Source organism: Natronincola peptidivorans, from assembly GCF_900111615.1.
Classification (GTDB): domain Bacteria; phylum Bacillota; class Clostridia; order Peptostreptococcales; family Natronincolaceae; genus Natronincola_A; species Natronincola_A peptidivorans.
Map to the genome: position 1 here is coordinate 44,620 of NZ_FOHU01000017.1, position 18,223 is coordinate 62,842.

Below are 18,223 nucleotides of genomic sequence, written 5' to 3' on the forward strand. Positions count from 1 at the left end.
CTGATTAGGTCTTTCTAGTAAACTTCTCTTTACACTTGGGACATGTAATCAAGATGTTTCCTTTGTCCTTTGGCACCCGCAGCATCGTCTTACACTTAGGGCACTTATAATATTTATTGGTCTTTAAATCTTTGATACGTCTTTGGCCTTGTTTAAGCCTAGAGTAAAGAGGGCTTACCAGTATGGCAAACTTATAATTCTCCATACTGCGTTTTTGCAAATCCTTTGAAAGGATTCTATAAACAGCCAGAAATAGAGGAATATAGCTTGCGGTAATCAATATTGTTATTCCAGCAATTCGGCTTATCAATGTTAGCACTATTGATAAAACCAGTAAAAATAGAGAGAGCTGATCCCCTCCATATCTTCCAGCCATAAACTTTCTTAACCAGTTCATTATCATCACTCCTAGTAGCTCTACTTATCGTCTCTTATATCTTATCTTTTTTTACAGAATTTGTATGCATCAAATAGGTAGCCTCGCCTCTTAAATCATTATATATTTAAAAATGCTATACCTCAAGCACTTTAGCTTTCTTTGTAACCAAGGTATTCATACTGATTTTTCTTAATAACTCTAATCATTCATATGAAATACCTCGATATTATTTACTTCTCCAAGCTCCTGGATATTCTTTATCAAATCATCGTGCTTTTGGAATTTTCTAATAGGTATAGTTTCACTAACATTATTCAACACAGTCCCTATCATTCTTGTATATCTAATCTTCATCCTATACCTTACTATTCTCCCTCCTGAAGCATACATCTCACCAAACTGTATGGACTTTATATCCTTCCATAAGAAAACCTTTGATGGTTCTTTTTTGTATATTGAATATAGGTTTATTCCCTTCTCGTCTAATATTAGTTTTCTATCTGTAAAAAAATGAAAATGTAATATGAAAAATAACATGCTAATGCTTAATACGAAAAAAAAGATGCTCATATTTCTTTCCTCAACAGCCCGTTGGTGCCTTAAGTGGCTTATAAAGGCATCTGTACCTATTCCATTTGTTGTTATCTCTTCAATATTATTTCTATAAACAGCAACATTTTTACTGGCTTCTACTAAACTGCTAATAGAGAAAATTACCAAAGGTATAGCTATGACTAAAAGTATGATTAAGTATATCCTTTGTTTCTTTTTATCCACATTGTATTCTATTTTATTGTTCATCAATACAATCACCCTTTCTTCTCATCCCAGCTTCTCTTTATTTCCCTTTATCTATTTGAAACAACCAAAAAACGGGAAGGCAGAGTTAAATACTTACTAAATCTACCCCTCTAGTATACCATATCCAGCTGCATAATTTATTCATTGCAGTTCTGTTCTTCTCTAATCTCTATATCTTTAAACCATTCGGCAAAAATATATCCTTCCAAGGTTAAAAAATGATATACTTTAAGCAAAAGTAATTAAGGAGGGATATCTATTGAAGTTACCTAAGTCATTAAGTCTTGCAAATCTGCCGACAAAAATTGAAAAGCTGGAAAGGCTGAGTAAAAGTCTAGGAGATCTGGAAATATACGTGAAAAGAGATGATCAAACCGGGACAGAGGTTTCTGGTAACAAGGTAAGAAAACTGGAATTTGCTGTTCAGGAGGCATTAAATCAAGGCTGTGATTATTTAATTACCTGTGGTGGTATCCAATCCAATCATGCTAGAGCAACAGCTGCTGTTGCAGCAAAGCTAGGGATGGGTGCCTATTTAGTTCTTAAGGGCAATAGTGATGAAGAAATTGATGGCAATTACTTTTTAGATAAAATCCTTGGAGCTAATATCCATTTCATTACCCTAGAAGAGTATATGGAAAAAAGAGGAATGATTATGGAAGAAATCAAAGAATCCCTCGCCGTAAAAGGACATAAGGCTTATATTTTGCCAGAGGGAGCCTCCAATGGCATTGGCACCTTTGGATACTATAAAGCCATGGAAGAGATTCTTCATCAGGAAAAGGAAATGGGTATCCATTTTGATGCTATCGTCACAACAGTAGGTTCAGGTGGTACCTATGCTGGATTATTTTATGCTAATAAAATCAATAAAAGTAACGCTGATATTTATGGTATCAATATTGCTGGAGATGCAGATTATTTTAAAAAAAGGATTAATGAGCTTTTACAGGAAGCCGCTATGTATACAGGAAAAGAAATTCAATATACACAGGAAGAACTGCGGATCATTGATGGTTATGTGGGAGACGGCTATGCTTTAAGCAGACCTGAGGAGCTAATCTTCATCCAGCAAATGGCGCAGCTGGAAGGTATCATTCTAGATCCTGTATATACAGCTAAGGCAATGTACGGATTGGTAGAGGAAATTAGAAAAGGTACCTTTAAGGATTATAAAAAGCTTTTATTTATCCATACTGGAGGGATTTTTAGCTTATTTTCTAGCAGAAACCAGTTTTATTAGATTTTAGCTGTTTCTTCAAATATTTTTTGCCTATGTGTAATAAAATGCCCTTCAATTTCATTCTCCTGCAAATTATCCAATGGATAGAATCAAGAAATCCTAGATGTCTTAATGTCATCTAGGATTTCTTAATCTTTAGTTAGAAAAATTGGTCTAATGGGATAGAATTCAGTTGCCATCCGATTTCATGATGCTTCATCTGACCGAAATTAGGTGCCCTCACTATACTTACGTTGTTGGTATACAAATCACTTGCCCGATTTGTAAATTATCTGGATCTACAGTTGGGTTAGCTCTTCTTATAGCATCTACAGTTGTATTATATCTTGTAGCAAGATTATAAAAGGTATCACCTGACCTTATGGTGTAAGCAGTAGTTCCTGTTGGACAAGTAGTTGGCGGCGGTGGAGCAGCACAATCTACACCTAAAGCAGTCCATGTAGCCACACCTACTATACCATCAACAGTAAGACCCTTGTTTCTTTGAAATGCTCTTACTGCTTCCTCTGTTCTAGGTCCAAAAATACCATCAACAGGACCTGGATCAAAGCCAGCATCTGCTAATAACTGTTGCAGCTTTCTTACTGAATCCCCTCTACTGCCGCGTCTTAAGGTAGGACATACGGGTGTAGGTGGTGGTGTCACCCCTGGCACACAAATTACTTGCCCAATAAATAATCTATCTGGATCTACACCAGGATTCGCTGCTATCAAAGCATCTAATGATATATTTAGTCTTCTAGCAATGTTATAAAAGGTGTCTCCTGCTCTAATGGTGTAAGGGGTTGTTCCCACTGGGCAGGTGGTTGGTGGTGGTGCTGCTGGTATACAAATTACTTGCCCGATAAACAATCTATCTGGATCTACACCAGGATTCGCTGCTACCAAAGCATCTAGTGATATATTTAGCCTTCTAGCAATGTTATAAAAGGTGTCTCCTGCTCTAATAGTGTAAGGGGTTGTTCCCTCTGGACAAGTGGTTGGTGGTGGTGGTGCTGTCACTGGGATACAGATTTGCTGACCAATCATCAACATATCAGGATTAACAGTGGGATTGGCTGCTATCATGGCTTGCACAGTAGTGTTAAATCTAGCTGCTAATCCAAAATAAGTGTCTCCTGCCCGGATAATATATGGTATTGTTCCAGGGGGGCACGTCGATTGATTATAGTAACCATGAAACATAATTTTACCTCCTTCTTTACTTATTATAGTAGAATATATTGTTTCAATATTTTCTACTATAATATATTCCTATGAGGTAAATAGTGTTCTAGTAGTATCACTGGATCTGTTTTAAAGTGAGTATAAAAACACATTTTTGTAAATCATTAGGAAAGTTTAATTAACAATGTTTTCTGTGTCTATTCTATAGAGAATTATCGAGGCATTGATGTTTTTTGGAGATAAGCTTTTATTATTATTTCTATTCTTACTCTTTGACATCTTCACCTTTTTCAACTTTTTCTTCTTCCATACCCTTTGCTTGTATAAGTGTTTTAAATCTTTTATATCTCAAATAGCTAGGATTGGCAAATTTATTGATGAATTTCAACATTAAGTTGCCTACTCTACCTAACCTTGAAAGCCTTGATAATCTTGCAAGCCTAAAAATCCTAACTAATCTAAAAGCTCTAAAAGCAACATCTAATGGTATAATAGCAAAAAGTTCAATGAAGTTTGATTTTATAAATTGAAGCTTTGTAAGATGCTGCTTTGACTTTTTATATCTTAAAAACAGATCAGTAGCAAAAGCTGCACAAATGATTAAATCTAGTATTTCTACAAATTTTGTAAAAGTTAGATTATGGATAAAGAACATATCGATTGTTGATAAGGCTAATATTAAAATAGTAGCAAATATAAGCACACTTTCATAAATTGCTTCTTTTGAGGATACATCCATTAGCTTGCTATATAACGTTTTAGGTATACTGACATATTTACTAACTATCTTTTTGATTTTTTGGATGATTTTGTTCAAAATATGCTTCCCCCTTCAATTAAAAATCTGTGATAAACCTCCAAGTAATTAAAGGTCATATTATCATTAGTATACACCTTATATTTTCTTATTAACAGAGGAAGTAGTCAAATTTATTAGTAATCTAGTATCAGTCAATCATCTTATATCCCTTTTCTAATAAAATGATATAATAACTATAAAAACAGTTTAAAAGGATGATAAATATGAAAATCTTTTCAAAGTTAAAAAAACTCATCAACAAGCTTTCCTTTAGCTATAAACGCTTTCCTATGTCATTACTTTTAGCAGGATTAGTAACAATAATTATTATGATCATGAATCATAGCAGTTACCATCTACAAGAAACCTATTCACGTATTGCTATGACCTTAGCCTTGGGGATTCCTTTAACTTTGTCAGTTCATGTGTATTTTGAAGGAAAAACAGATACAAGTAAGCGTCATCAAGTGTTATATCATTTCGCAGTAATCATTCTGTTATTTGTATATTACCTTTTTCTTTTGAATGATTTAAACATGGTGACAAGCACAAGGTATACAGCCTATACCATTAGCTTTTATCTCCTCTTTAGCTTTATACCTTATTTACATAGAAAGGAGAACTATGAGCTTTATGTCATCAGACTCTTTAGCCGTTTTGTTGTTTCTTATGTATATTCTGTTATTCTCTACCTAGGCCTTGCAGCAATATTAGGAACCATCAACTTGCTTTTTAATGCAAATATACCTGGAAAACTCTTTTTCGACATGGCTGTTATAGTGGCAGGAATTTTCGCTCCAGCTTTTTTCTTGTCAGATATACCTAAATGGAATGAAGAGATTATAATAGATAGTTATCCAAAAGTTTTAGGGGTTTTGCTACAATTTATTATCCTCCCCCTCCTGACTGTCTACACACTTATCCTATATGCTTACTTTGGAAAAAGCATCATCACGATGCAACTACCTCAAGGCATTATAGGTAATTTGGTTTTGTGGTATTCCATAATAAGTGTTATTATTCTTTTTTTCATTTATCCTTTAAAGAATTCAAATCAATGGGTTAAATTCTTTCTGGCTTTTTTCCCGAAAGCAATTCTTCCGCTGGTGGCTATGATGTTTGTGGCCATCGCCACTCGAATTAACGCTTATGGGATAACGGAAAGTAGATATTTTGTGCTGATAGTGGGCTTATGGGTAACAGGTGTAATGATTTATTATGCCGTAAAGAAGAATATCCATACCATTATCATCACCATATCCTTGGCTATTATAGGGTTTTTGGCCGTTACTGGGCCCTGGAGTGCTTATTCTGTGTCAAAGCTCAGTCAAAATCATAGATTTGAAGAGATACTTCTAGCCTATGGTATGGTTGACTCTGAATCTGGCATACAAGAACCAGAAAAAGAGTTGGTGGAAGCTGATAAAAAAGAAATCAATAGCATCATTATGTATTTTAACAATAATTATGATTTACATGACATAAGGTATCTACCAGAAGATTTTCAGCTAGATGATATGGATGATTTATTTGGTTTCCCCTTTATGGGTGGGGGAAGAGGAGATTTTAGAAATAATGAGTACTTTGCTTATTATTTAGATAACAGGAGTATTGTGATTGATATAAGAAGCTTTGATTATTTTGCAGAATATATAAGCTATCAGCAAGAAAACCTTCAATCCATGGATGATAACTATTCCATTTCTCATAACGAAAATCATGAATTTGTAATAAAACATAATGAAGAAGTAATATATCAAAAAGATTTGAGAACAGTAGTGGCTGACCTTCATCAAAAAAGTCCAACCCAAAGAAATAACCTTTCTCAAGAGGAAATGACCTTTACCGATGAAAATGAAAAAGCCCAGATTTATATAATCTTTAGAAATATCCATGGCTTCAAAAACATGGCCGACGATACCTTCACTATTGATGGAATGGAGCATTATGTTTTTGTAAAGATAAAATAGTACTTCAAACCACTCTTTTCATAAAGAACCAGTCTTTCAATTTAATAAAAATGGTATCAAAGGACTCCTCTGTCTATAAAAACAGAGGAGTTCTTTATTTTACTCTTTAATCATCCTACCGAATCTTATACATTTCATAGGCTTCTTTTTTTGAATCTATAGGAAATACTTCTTGCCTACACTATGCCAACTTATGCTTCTTTATAGCACCTAGATTTTATCTGCATAGGCGTACTATTTCAAAAAAATATTGAACCTTTCTCTTCAAAAATTTTCTCAAGAAGATATTAAGAATCTTCATGTCTGGCAATAGACAAAAACAAAGAATGCAAAAATGTGGCATGCTGAAGGTTTTCTTTAATATATATATTTATAAAGACCCGAAAGCTTGTTTAATACTTCAATAATAACACAGCTTAAACATACTATAAGAGAAGGAGAAGAGATACCTATGTATTTAAGAATACGCTGTAGACTAATGCTGGTTTTATTCATAATAATAGCATTCATAGTAATAATGGACCCCGTTTTAGCTGAGGAAATAGAAGCGGCAGAGAAAATCAAGGCAGGGGTAGAAGTAGTAGAAGGTGTACAAGATATAGAAGATGTAGGAGTAGTAGAAATAGCAGAAGATGTCGAAGTAATAGAAATAAATGAATTTTTAGATGTCTATTCCCTGAATACAAATCCTTATTATGAGAGTATTTATAAGGTAGCCAATGCAGGCATTATGACGGGAGTCAGCCAAGAGTTATTTGCTCCATACAAGTCTGTTACAAGAGGAGAACTGGCTGTCATTTTAGCCAAGCTATTAGATTTGAAAGAAGTCGAAAATATACCTCTCCATCTAGAGGATGTGGACGAAAATCACTGGTCCTATTCCTCTATTGTTTTGGTATTAGAGGAGGGTGTGATGAAAACTAAATCTCCTCATGAATTTAAACTGCAAGAAAATGCAACTAGAGCAGAAGTATTAGAAGCACTCTGGGGATTAAATCAAGTAAATGAAGAAGCCTCAGAAGTAGAAGTAACCAGAGGAGAGATGGCTTATTTTATTGATCTATGGTTCCAGGAGATTAAGAAAGAACCCTTGTCTATGCCGGTAGTGATTGATCTCTATGATGAGGAGGCATTGGCGACAAAGAGCTTTATTTATTCTCTGTTAGGTAAATACTCCCCCAGTAGGCAGCCAGTAACCATAAAAATATTAGCTGATCTTTTAATCGAAGATATAGAAGTAACCTATGACAATTATTTGTATTATAGATATGAAATTAATGACACTTCAAATATCAATATGTTAAAGCTGTATAGCGAAGGAATCCTTCTTGCAGATGCTCATGGTCATCTATTTCCCAGCAAAGTATTAACACGACAAGAAGCAGTAGAAATCATCAGTAGATTGTCTAATCCTGTCATTCCGGAAAGACCTGAGTACATTGAAAGAAATCCTATTCCAATCCTAATGTACCACGAAATAAACACGCTGCCAAAGGAAGGCCCAACTGGCTTATATGTAAGCCAAAATAGTTTTTTACAGCAGTTGGATGTTTTAAAAGAAAGAGGATACAACACAATCACCATGGATCAGCTATATAGTCACTGGGCTCATCATGTACCCATACCGCCCAAACCTGTAGTTCTGACATTTGATGATGGGTATGCTTCTCACTATCACTTTGTGTCAGTGGAATTAGGTAAAAGGGGTATGACTGGAACCTTTTATATTATAACCTCTATGATAGATGTAGATCATTTAAGAACTTCTAATAGACTTAGAGAAATGTATGAGGAAGGTATGGAAATAGGCAGTCATACAGTAACTCACCTCGATGCAAGATATAGCAGTAAAGCTAATATAGTAAAAGAATACAAAGAATCAAAAGAAGCTTTAGAGGATATAATCGGCTCAGAAATAAAGCATTTTTGCTATCCAATAGGAGGCGTCACTCCCTATGCCAGACAAACCTTAAAGGATTTAGGCTATAAAACAGCGGTAAGAACAACCTATGGTAAGGCCGATAGGTTACAAGGAATGTACGATTTAAGAAGAATCAGAATAGATTATTATGATAGTATAAGAGGATTTTTAAATAAAATAAAATGATGAAGGAAATTATTTGTTGATATTTAGACATGTCTTATGAGATCCTTTACTTTCTTTAATGAATATCAAATAATTTCCCTATAAAAAGTATTGTATCTGATGCATCATCAGCAATGATAAAGAGAAAGGGTCTGTCTGCAATAAAAGTAGTTGGATCCATTACAGCTGATTCAGCCATTATTACTACTGTTGCTGCTGCCGCTTCACTCCCTTCTTCGTTGACGTCGATTACGGCTTTGTGAAGTACATCTTCAATAAAGATCCCTGGCCTAATGTTGGAAAAATCAGCCTTTTCGTTAAAGGCTTCTCCCATTCCCAGCTGAATTAAGCTATCCGTTAAGGTTTTTATCCCATATTCTATCTTGAATCTTGGAATTCGTAGCACCACATCCTCTTCCTCAGAAATACTTTCCCTTATTTCACGCCATTTATCAGCATCCATAGCTTCAATAAAATCGTTAATGGAAGTATTTTCATCTGGTAGGATACTATACATAGCAGTTTTACCATTGCCATAAGGTAGTCTAACTACCTTAAACCCATCTCCTTCACCATATTCCGTTGTCTCATTCCTGCTCATCATTGTTATATCTCTTATTTGACCTTCTTCTGTATGAAAGCTTCCTTCAAAGCTTCTATTTTCATCAAACTTTTCTGTCCATTCTCCTTTAAAATAAATAGCATTGATAAGGTACATGACGACATTACCAGGAATTGGAGGCTGCAGCATTTTGTCTATTTTCCCCTCTGTTGCATCCTCAATCCATGTGTTAATGATGTCTGCTGCATCTGCCCTTGAAAAATCCAACTCAGTAACATAGGCATCGAATACATCCTTATTTACATCAAGAAAGTCTTCATTAAAGCCGCCACCTTCTCTAGCCCATATAGAATTGCTGATATTCAGCTGTACTTGATCATCAATATTTTCTAAATAAGCTAACAATTTCCTATAACTGTCATTAAGAGTTTCCATTTCAATTCCTATATAATTTAATGCTTCTGCCATCCCTTCTTTGGTTGCCCCCCCAGCGCCTTGATAGGTCATAGATAGCGCGGTTGAAATACTAAACGGCGAAATAAAAATGCTTTGGTTTTGGTCTTCTCTATTAAGCTCCTTAAAAATATCAAAAGTAAATCTTTGATTACCTTCTAAAAATCTTGCATCAATCTTATCTCCATCATAAGCATAATTTCCATTGCTTCTATTTGAGCTTATACTACATCCTACTAGTGAAACAACCAATAAGGAAGCTATTATCATGCTGCAGATTATCTTTCTCATTTGTTGCACCTCCTCTTTTATTGATATATACCCTATTACTCTTTAGACGTAAAATGTGTTATAAAAGTTCCAAGTAAGCAACTTTTCCCTTTTGTCCTGATATCCACTTAGGTTTAAAGAATGCTACCTACCAGAAGGTATGTATCAATTATAGACGGCTAAAAAATTTTTTATCTCCCATGATCTACAATCATGATGCTTTCTTCATCGTTATATAGTTCATAATGAAAGGTCTCATTGTACCATCCATGATCCCATATATATGCTTCAGTATAGGTTTCAGCAATTTGCAGCTTCAGCTCCTCTTGAATCCTTATGGTATTTCTATAACCATTAGTAGTATATACATTTTCTAACTGTAAAGAATCCACATCAAAAAAAGCTTTCCATTTCTCAGGGATATGAACCCGCACTTTAAACTGATTATGATTCCTACCATAGTCTACCAATTCTAGTCTTACGTTAATAAATACTTCTCTATCTTCTCCTGTACCTATATTTATACTGCTATTATCAAAATTACAGTCCACTGCTGTTAAATTACTTCCTACAACAGCATGATAAGCGCTTCTGGTGAGATGAATACTCTCCCTCATCAAAGGCATAATCGCCAAAATAAGGATTAAAAAAATAAAGAACTTACTTTTCTCAGCAAACCTTGGCAGATTAATTATTTTTACAAGACAATAGATAAAAAGGATTGCAATAGGCAAACCGGATAAATATAGAGTTCCTCCACTTTGCAAAGATATGGGCGGGATGATATACTGCATCACAGAATAGGAGTTATGAGGTAATCTATGGATTAGTAAAAAACCTATAAACAGGATGCCTAGATATTTTAAAAACTCTTTATCCAACACTCTTTTCTCCTCTAGAGAGGAGGAGGGTCTAATAAAATCTATAATAAGATATACAATAAATGCATTCATTAGTAATGGCAATGGATCTACCCCAAGACCCCTATTCCCATTAAAAAGATTAGGAATCAACCAGTTGCTTGTGGACTGGTATTGATAGATGGTTATATAATGAAAAGGCAGCCCAAATTCATATCTCACCATTCCTCCTGAAGTCATTTCAAAAGCTCTGCCAGGCAGAAGAATTGTTAAAGCTACTGCAATAAGGATACTGATGCCAAAATAAAACTTTTTTGATGAATACATAGTATTTTCTCTCCTCTACAACATATAGAAATGATGTTTTATCAGGTATCTTTGTCATTCCTACGATAATGGATTGTCCTTTACTCACATGCTAAAGAATTTAATGTGATCCTATATATAATTTCTATCTGAAATCCACTATCCCTGCCATAGTTTTTACAAAAGATTTTTTACTATTAACCCTTACTTATAAAATATGTTGTAGTTAAAAAAAATAACAGTGGCTTCTTAAGAGTATATATTCCTATAAGCCACTGCTTTTTTATTATTTATCCTTCTATCTTAACCTGATAACCTCTATAAGTACTCATGCTGCTGCATTTTCTATCTTTTGCTTTTAAAAAAGCTTGTATAAATTTAATTGTTTCTCTGCCTTTGCTAAATTGGTTATTGATCATCATGCAGGAATCATCTGTTTTTTATTCTGTCGAATCCAATGACGATGCTGGGCAATGGCATTGATAAACTCTTGAGTGAAGGTATTGATGTCTGAAGCGTTCCGTATTGTTACTACACCCATCTCTGACATGAGCTGATCTTGTGTATCTGCTCCGGCCATAGCAACACCTTGGATAGCAGAGGCCATCAATAAATCTACTCCTTCACTTGTAGCTCCAATTGTTTTGGCATGCTTAAAGGTCTCATTAATAAAATGTAGTGCCTCTCCCTGCATCGTTAAGGTACTTACACTTTGCTGACCTCCAGGTATATAAAGTCCATCGTATTTAATGGACCCAGTGGTTACATAGTTCTTACCAACCTCTAGCTGCTGCCCCTCAACACTAGTCAGCATGCCTAGGTTTTTGCTGATAATTTCTGTCTGCACTCCAGCACCTGCTAGGGACTCCATCACCTGAGATATCTCAGTATGATTAAATCCATTTTCTAATAATATAGCCACCTTCCTGCTGCGTGCATCCTTGATGGTATTCTCCTGACTTACAGCTGGAGATTGATTAGTAACCGTTGGGATCATTGGAGCTTTTGGCGGCATTGCTCCAATACCAGCTGCAATTTGTACAGCCAATTGACCGTCTACATTATTGAACATATCTACCACCCGTTGCTTGATTTCTTTGTCCATAACACTTCCCACCTCAAAGTGAAAGGCTTCAACAATATGCTGTTTCTCGGTACTGGACATGCTATTCCAAAATAGGGTTGCCTGTGAGAAATGGTCATTAAAGCTCTCGTTGCGCTGTCGTACCTTCTGTCCTTCTACCTTCTCCTGATAATGAACATATCCGTTTTCAGCTTCAGAGGCTGGCATTGGTGCATTAGCCTGTAAAGAATTTGGTGAATAGCTGACAGACCCACAATCAATCGTCATGCGATGATACCCGTCTCTCTGATTATTATGAATAGGAGCTATAGGACGGTTAATGGCAATCTCATGAAAATTTGGCCCCCCTAGCCGAATAAGCTGGGTATCTAAATAGGAAAACAATCTCCCTTGCAATAGCGGATCATTACTGAAGTCAATCCCAGGCACTACATGACCAGGATGGAATGCCACCTGCTCTGTTTCTGCAAAGAAATTGTCTACATTGCCATCTAGGGTCATCTTGCCGATTCGTTTAACAGGGACAATTTCCTCCGGCCAGATTTTAGTTGGGTCAAGGATATCAAAATTAAAATTAAATTCTTCCTCTTCCTCTATCATTTGTACTCCTAGTTCATATTCTGGATATTCACCCATGTTGATGGCTTCCCATAGATCCCTTCTATGATAATCTGGGTCTTTGCCTGCCAGTTTTTGAGCTTCGTCCCAAACTAGAGAATGTACACCTAGCAAAGGCTTCCAATGAAACTTTACAAAACGCGCCTTCCCCTGCTGATTGACAAACCTAAAGGTGTTGACCCCAAAACCCTCCATCATCCTAAAACTTCGGGGAATGGCTCTATCGGAGAGCAGCCACATAATCATGTGGGCAGTCTCTGGAGTGTTTACAACAAAATCCCAAAATGTATCATGGGCAGCAGAAGCCTGGGGTATCTCATTATGAGGTTCTGGCTTGATGGCATGTACCACATCTGGAAACTTAATGGCGTCCTGGATGAAAAATACAGGGATATTATTGGCCACAAGGTCATAATTACCTTCTTCTGTATAAAATTTAGTTGCAAAACCTCTTACATCTCTTACGGTGTCAGCTGAGCCTCTAGAGCCCACCACAGTAGAAAAACGAACAAATACAGGTGTTTTTACTGAAGGGTCCTGTAGAAATTTAGCCTTCGTATACTCTGTTATGGGTTCATAAACTTGAAAATAACCATGGACACCAAATCCACGTGCATGTACAACCCGCTCAGGAATACGTTCATGATCAAAATGAGTAAGTTTTTCTCTAAAATGGAAATCCTCCATCAGGGTTGGTCCTCGATTCCCTGCCTTAAGAGAATCGTCTGTATGAGATACTCTTACTCCTTGATTTGTAGTAAGAAGCTCCTCACCATGATCTGCTCGATAAGATTCTAGGTCCTTATTTTTACTGTTCTCATGTATAAAGTTCTCTTTCTGTTGCTGGTTTTTGTCCATTTCTTTCCTCCCTCTTAGATAAAATTTCAAATAAGCTTATACTATACTAATGTATTAATCCATGATAACATCCAATGTTTTTCTTCTCAGTCTGGATGTTTTCATGGATTTTACATTATTAGTATTTATTAACAGTTAGTTTCCTATACTGGAATTTAATGGTGCATTATTTCATTGATAATAGAGAAAAAAATAGTAACCACAACAATGGATGTTGTGGCTACAATAAATCTATTTTAATTTTATAAATATGATGCTTATTTACAATAAAATCTATTAACTCTGACAATGATGCAGTTCTCCAATCTCTTTCTTCTCTTGCTGATTTATCAAATGTATCATAGGCATCATTTAGCTTAATCATTACTTCTTCTTCCTTAATGCCTTGCTCCTTTATAGCAGCTGCTAAAGCTCTATCTCCTCCAAAACAAAAGTCTATTTCATATTCCATAAAGATATCAGTGGCTTTAGGAAATGTTGCTACGATATCACCAATTTTGTGATCAGCTATATATATTCCTCTAATTTTTCTTTATCCACTATAATTATATGGACAGAAAACCCTATTGTTATCCAGATTAAAAGAATGACCTTCTTCATTGCTGGCTTCTTGTTTTGTATTCCTCCAGGATCAAAGCCTCTGGCTTCCTTCTAGACCTCTGATGCGGGTTACATCCTGCATCATTTCCAATACACCCCTGAAGTTCCCTTCCTCGTCTCTTACAGCATTATAGATGTGCTGATTTTATAGATTCTCTCTTTTTCTCCCTTTGGAGTAAAACCATCTCCCATGTACTCCCAGCCTATTTTTTCATAATATCCATTTAGTACTGTATATAGAAAAAGCTCCTTATATCCAAGGCTTTCAGCATATTGAATGAGAAAATTTTGCAACTCTATACCAATACCTCTACCTCTATACTTTGGCAAAACAAATAAACAAGCAAGCCATGGGTATAAATCCTGTCTACTGATCAAGTCACATCTCCATAATCCAACTGTTCCTACAGGCTCTCCATCTATGAAGGCAATAAAGGTTTGAGGGAGATTGTCTTTGTTTAAGCTGTGTTCAACAATACTTTGATAGTTCCCATAGTTTTTGTCATTTCCCCACTCTTTCCATAACCAATCTATAACTAAATCTATGTGTTCTCTACAATCCTTTAGATGCTTTATTTCAATCATTTTACTACCTCCCTTTATTTTAAGATTATTAACGCCGCTTCTTTTATAGTTCTTTTATTACTTTACAAGGATTCCCCCCTGCTATGACATTATCTGGAACGTCTTTCGTAACAACACTTCCCGCCCCTATAGTGACATTATTTCCTATACTTACCCCTGGGCATAGAATGCTTCCTCCGCCAATCCAAACATTGTTTCCTATAGTAATTGGTTTTGCAAACTCTTTGCCCGTCAATCTTTCCTCAGGATCTATAGGATGTGCTGCTGTATAGATCTGTACATTTGGGGCCAATAATACATTATCACCAATGACAATCTTGTTTACATCAAGTAGTATACATCCATAGTTGGCATAGAAATTTTCTCCAACCTCAATATTGTATCCATAATCACATTGAAACGGTGCTTCAATATGGAAAGAGCCTTTTGCATTGATTAATTGTCTTAAGATTTCCTTTTTTTTCTCTGTTTCGCTTGGTTTTGTATAATTGAACGCAAAGGTCAAGTCTTTTGCATAGTTTCTTTCCTTTACCAGTTCTTCATCACCTGCATCATAATATTCCCCTGCCAGCATTTTTTCCTTTTCACTTTTTATCATAATGTGTTCACACTCCTTCATTATTTTTTCAAAGTAGTCTATTATATGATCTATGCCTTTTAAGTTATTCTTTTCTTATAAAATTTGCTTCCCAGCAAACCTCCTGTTAAGTCAATTATACTTTTTTGGTAACATCTTAATTTTACCATATATAGGATGATAGTTATATCAGATATACCAAAAACAGATTGCTTTTCAGCAATCTGTTTCTATTTTAGGAAACCATTTTTACCAGATAACTGGCCTAGGAGGAATCATGATTCTCTGACCGATAGCAAGAACTGATCTTTCATTTAGATTGTTTCTATCGTAGATTTGCTGCAAACTAACTCCATAGCGTAAACTGATATGCCATAGAGTATCGCCTCTCGCCACCACATGGGTAGCTTCTATTGGAACGATGACTCTTTGACCTATTTGAAGAACAGTGTTTTGGTTTAAGCTATTTCTCTGATAGATGAGATTCAGACTTGTTTTATATCTATTACTTATTCCCCACAGACTGTCACCGCTGACTACCTGATGATTGACTTCTACTGGCGGTACTAATCTCGAAGTATCCTTTGCTGGTACTTGAAGTCTTTGTCCAACTCTAAGAATATTAGACTGAAGCTGATTCATATTTTGTATTTCCTGAATCGTTGCTCCATATCTTGTTCCAATCGCCCAAAGGCTATCGCCGCTAACTACTGTATAATAAAAATAGCTTCCTGGAGCTGGTGTGCGAGGTGCCAATCGATCATGATATTCCTGCAGCTTTACAAATCTAAATCCTCTTTTTATTAACTCTGGAATAGCATCTATTATACCTTCTGCGATATTTGTCTCGGGACGGTTCATATGAAATAAAATTATAGATCCTGAGGTTGCACTTAATGTGGCCTGTCGTACCTGCTCTCTTGTAAAGGTTGCTCCAGCATCTCCTAGTACGTTATAGTTGATTACTTCATAGCCTAAATCATTAGCTATTTTTACTGCCACCTCATCATAATAAGCCGTGCCTGAGCGAAAATACCTAGGCTTTTTGCCAGTGATGTTTTGAATCTTTTGTCCATTGAGGACAATTTCCTCTACAACCTCACCAATACTAGTGGTTCCTTTAATACCATAAGCGGATTTCCCATTAACCGAAAGAGGCACATGTCTATGGCCGTGGTTTTCAATATCGAAAAGAGGATTTTGGGCTAGCTCTCTAAAAATACTAGGATTTACATCAATCCATCGTCCACTAATAAATAGTGTTGCTGGAATCTGTTCTTTGTTCAAAAAGTCTATCAGCTTTTTATCATACCCATTGCTATGCCCTCCCTGTCCACAGGCATCAAATGTCAGGGCAATGACTTTATCTGTAGTATCAATCCTAGTTTTTACTCCCCTAACATTCTCTCCCCATTGTTGGGGTACATGACCACTATATTGATTGGTGAAATTTCTTTTTAGTTCTTCAATATTTACTGGATTTTCCATAAGTCCCACTTGTGCTATTGCAATGGAATGAGACTCAAAAGGTTTTTTAGGTGCATCTCCATAGATAAAAATCTGCACACTACTAATATAACTGATAATGGAAAATATACTTATATAAAGCAGCACTTTTTTTTGTTTTTTCATGTGATTCTAACTCCTTTTATTAAATTAATGAAGGAATGATTTCATAGCATCTCCATTCTTAGTATTCAGAAGGTGATGATTATATATTCAGAATCACAAATGAAAGATATTGTAAGTGAATACAGATATCAACATATTTATTTTTGAAAAATTTCCATATGCAAGACCTACAGTTTCGCCCAAAACCATGGCTGCAAATGCAGTCCTTAGTATATTGAAATTTAGCACGTATATCAATATTAGAATTTATATAGATTTAACCCAATTTCCTGATTAAACTCTCTATCGATACTTCCTTCAATTGCTTCGATTAAAAATTCACCAGTAGCACTAATCACAGCTTCATTTAAATGCCCTCCATAGGTTTTGTATTCGGCATCCGATAGATTTATATGAAGATGAAGATAGGTTTCTCCCTTCATGGTAGAAATATTACCTAATAGACTGGTGATCTCATAATCACCTTTTAACTCTACTGAATGATATTGCTTGCTGTCCACCTCAAACAATCCAATTGTAGCTTTGTCTACAGCGCCAATCCCTTTTACCCATCCTAGTGTAATTTTCTGCTGCTGACAAAATTTTTTTAGGGTTTCCACTACTTCCTCTCCTTTGTCCAACCTCAATACATATTTGCTTCCAAACTGTGCAAATTCCATGTTTTCACCTCATTTTTAATATTCTGTATAAATCATTGGCATATTTTCATATTCTATATCTTGAATCCCGACTCCTGCTTTATTGAAAATTCTATCTATAGCATTACAATAGATTATTTGGCTGATTATTATTGTTGACGAATTATCCTCTTTTTATTGTAAGTAAGCATCTCTCATGAATGTAAAAAGCCTCCTAATATTGCTATTAGGAGGCTTTTGTTCTTTAATACTTAAACCTACTTATACTTTCTTGCATTTCTTCTGCTAATCGTGCTAAGGCTTCACTGGCATTGGATATTTCTTCCATAGAAGCTGTTTGTTCTTCCACTGACGCAGAAGCTTCTTCAGTCCCAGCAGCGTTTTCTTCAGCAATTGCAGCTAAGCTTTGCATGATATCTGCAAGGTCATTTTTCTTAGCGTTCATTGTCTCTACAGAAGCTACAGATTTATTGACTATGGTCTGCACTGATTCAACCTGTTGGTCAATACCATCGAACTTGCTTTCTGTGATTTCTACACTCTTCACTTGTTCTTTGATAATGTTCAAGACATCCTGCATAATGCTCACAGCATTTTGAGAGTTGCTTTGCAGCTTCTTTAGCATATCGTCTATTTCTTTTACTGACTGGGTTGATTGTTCTGCTAGCTTGCGGATTTCTTCCGCTACTACAGCAAATCCTTTACCGGCTTCCCCTGCCCTTGCAGCTTCAATAG

Annotated in this window: 16 protein-coding genes; 3 read left to right on the forward strand and 13 right to left on the reverse strand. The window is 35.7% G+C overall.

The window, feature by feature from the left end:
• Positions 1-4 precede the first annotated feature (4 nt).
• Both BMX10_RS14690 and BMX10_RS14695 read right to left on the reverse strand, forming a co-directional pair.
• Complete coding sequence (locus BMX10_RS14690) at positions 5-397, reverse strand: hypothetical protein (RefSeq protein WP_090445970.1); 393 nt, start codon at positions 395-397, stop codon at positions 5-7.
• A gap of 180 nt (positions 398-577) precedes the next feature.
• Positions 578-1,180: a hypothetical protein gene (locus BMX10_RS14695; protein WP_090445974.1), complete on the reverse strand. Its 603-nt coding sequence runs from the start codon at positions 1,178-1,180 to the stop codon at positions 578-580.
• A gap of 259 nt (positions 1,181-1,439) precedes the next feature.
• Here BMX10_RS14695 and BMX10_RS14700 point away from each other — a divergent pair, with 259 nt between their 5' ends.
• Positions 1,440-2,423, forward strand: a complete 984-nt coding sequence (locus BMX10_RS14700; RefSeq protein WP_090445977.1) for a D-cysteine desulfhydrase family protein — start codon at positions 1,440-1,442, stop codon at positions 2,421-2,423.
• 228 nt (positions 2,424-2,651) lie between these two features.
• On the opposite strand, the gene BMX10_RS18360 is transcribed toward BMX10_RS14700, so the two are convergent.
• Together BMX10_RS18360 and BMX10_RS14710 are read right to left on the reverse strand one after the other, a co-directional pair.
• The gene (locus BMX10_RS18360; RefSeq protein WP_090445979.1) at positions 2,652-3,608 is read right to left on the reverse strand and encodes a LysM peptidoglycan-binding domain-containing protein; all 957 of its coding nucleotides are present in this window, start codon (positions 3,606-3,608) and stop codon (positions 2,652-2,654) included.
• Positions 3,609-3,855: 247 nt separating this feature from the next.
• Positions 3,856-4,407 (reverse strand): ion transporter, encoded by a 552-nt coding sequence (locus tag BMX10_RS14710; RefSeq protein ID WP_090445982.1) that lies wholly within the window; start codon positions 4,405-4,407, stop codon positions 3,856-3,858.
• Positions 4,408-4,613: 206 nt separating this feature from the next.
• On the opposite strand from BMX10_RS14710, the gene BMX10_RS14715 reads away from it, so the two are divergent.
• Positions 4,614-6,359 carry a DUF4153 domain-containing protein gene (locus tag BMX10_RS14715; RefSeq protein ID WP_170834843.1) on the forward strand — a complete coding sequence of 582 codons (1,746 nt, stop codon included), beginning with the start codon at positions 4,614-4,616 and terminating at the stop codon, positions 6,357-6,359.
• 451 nt (positions 6,360-6,810) lie between these two features.
• Complete coding sequence (locus BMX10_RS14720) at positions 6,811-8,466, forward strand: polysaccharide deacetylase family protein (protein ID WP_090445988.1); 1,656 nt, start codon at positions 6,811-6,813, stop codon at positions 8,464-8,466.
• 55 nt (positions 8,467-8,521) lie between these two features.
• On the opposite strand, the gene BMX10_RS14725 is transcribed toward BMX10_RS14720, so the two are convergent.
• From BMX10_RS14725 to BMX10_RS14765, 9 genes are all read right to left on the reverse strand, one after another.
• Positions 8,522-9,751 carry a serpin family protein gene (locus tag BMX10_RS14725; RefSeq protein WP_090445992.1) on the reverse strand — a complete coding sequence of 410 codons (1,230 nt, stop codon included), beginning with the start codon at positions 9,749-9,751 and terminating at the stop codon, positions 8,522-8,524.
• Between the two features lie 170 nt (positions 9,752-9,921).
• On the reverse strand, positions 9,922-10,917 hold the full coding sequence (locus tag BMX10_RS14730; protein WP_090445995.1) for a hypothetical protein: 996 nt from the start codon (positions 10,915-10,917) through the stop codon (positions 9,922-9,924).
• Between the two features lie 397 nt (positions 10,918-11,314).
• On the reverse strand, positions 11,315-13,456 hold the full coding sequence (locus BMX10_RS14735; RefSeq protein ID WP_090445998.1) for a catalase: 2,142 nt from the start codon (positions 13,454-13,456) through the stop codon (positions 11,315-11,317).
• A gap of 220 nt (positions 13,457-13,676) precedes the next feature.
• Positions 13,677-13,982 carry a DUF542 domain-containing protein gene (locus tag BMX10_RS14740; RefSeq protein ID WP_090446001.1) on the reverse strand — a complete coding sequence of 102 codons (306 nt, stop codon included), beginning with the start codon at positions 13,980-13,982 and terminating at the stop codon, positions 13,677-13,679.
• Between the two features lie 194 nt (positions 13,983-14,176).
• The gene (locus BMX10_RS14745) at positions 14,177-14,641 is read right to left on the reverse strand and encodes a GNAT family N-acetyltransferase (RefSeq protein WP_090446005.1); all 465 of its coding nucleotides are present in this window, start codon (positions 14,639-14,641) and stop codon (positions 14,177-14,179) included.
• A 43-nt stretch (positions 14,642-14,684) separates the two neighbouring features.
• A complete protein-coding gene (locus BMX10_RS14750) occupies positions 14,685-15,239 on the reverse strand; it encodes a sugar O-acetyltransferase (protein ID WP_090446007.1) in 555 nt (184 codons plus the stop codon).
• 228 nt (positions 15,240-15,467) lie between these two features.
• Complete coding sequence (locus tag BMX10_RS14755; RefSeq protein WP_090446010.1) at positions 15,468-16,850, reverse strand: polysaccharide deacetylase family protein; 1,383 nt, start codon at positions 16,848-16,850, stop codon at positions 15,468-15,470.
• Between the two features lie 239 nt (positions 16,851-17,089).
• On the reverse strand, positions 17,090-17,509 hold the full coding sequence (locus tag BMX10_RS14760) for a PPC domain-containing DNA-binding protein (RefSeq protein WP_090446013.1): 420 nt from the start codon (positions 17,507-17,509) through the stop codon (positions 17,090-17,092).
• A gap of 223 nt (positions 17,510-17,732) precedes the next feature.
• A partial coding sequence (locus tag BMX10_RS14765; protein ID WP_244272732.1) for a methyl-accepting chemotaxis protein occupies positions 17,733-18,223 on the reverse strand: 491 nt, incomplete at its 5' end.

Bases quoted from the DNA above. Each gene is read 5' to 3' on its own strand.
- BMX10_RS14690 (WP_090445970.1), bottom strand. From the start codon at position 397: ATGAACTGGTTAAGAAAGTTTATGGCTGGAAGATATGGAGGGGATCAG.
- BMX10_RS14695 (WP_090445974.1), bottom strand. From the start codon at position 1,180: ATGAACAATAAAATAGAATACAATGTGGATAAAAAGAAACAAAGGATA.
- BMX10_RS18360 (WP_090445979.1), bottom strand. From the start codon at position 3,608: ATGTTTCATGGTTACTATAATCAATCGACGTGCCCCCCTGGAACAATA.
- BMX10_RS14715 (WP_170834843.1), top strand. From the start codon at position 4,614: ATGAAAATCTTTTCAAAGTTAAAAAAACTCATCAACAAGCTTTCCTTT.
- BMX10_RS14720 (WP_090445988.1), top strand. From the start codon at position 6,811: ATGTATTTAAGAATACGCTGTAGACTAATGCTGGTTTTATTCATAATA.
- BMX10_RS14725 (WP_090445992.1), bottom strand. From the start codon at position 9,751: ATGAGAAAGATAATCTGCAGCATGATAATAGCTTCCTTATTGGTTGTT.
- BMX10_RS14730 (WP_090445995.1), bottom strand. From the start codon at position 10,917: ATGTATTCATCAAAAAAGTTTTATTTTGGCATCAGTATCCTTATTGCA.
- BMX10_RS14735 (WP_090445998.1), bottom strand. From the start codon at position 13,456: ATGGACAAAAACCAGCAACAGAAAGAGAACTTTATACATGAGAACAGT.
- BMX10_RS14745 (WP_090446005.1), bottom strand. From the start codon at position 14,641: ATGATTGAAATAAAGCATCTAAAGGATTGTAGAGAACACATAGATTTA.
- BMX10_RS14750 (WP_090446007.1), bottom strand. From the start codon at position 15,239: ATGATAAAAAGTGAAAAGGAAAAAATGCTGGCAGGGGAATATTATGAT.
- BMX10_RS14755 (WP_090446010.1), bottom strand. From the start codon at position 16,850: ATGAAAAAACAAAAAAAAGTGCTGCTTTATATAAGTATATTTTCCATT.
- BMX10_RS14760 (WP_090446013.1), bottom strand. From the start codon at position 17,509: ATGGAATTTGCACAGTTTGGAAGCAAATATGTATTGAGGTTGGACAAA.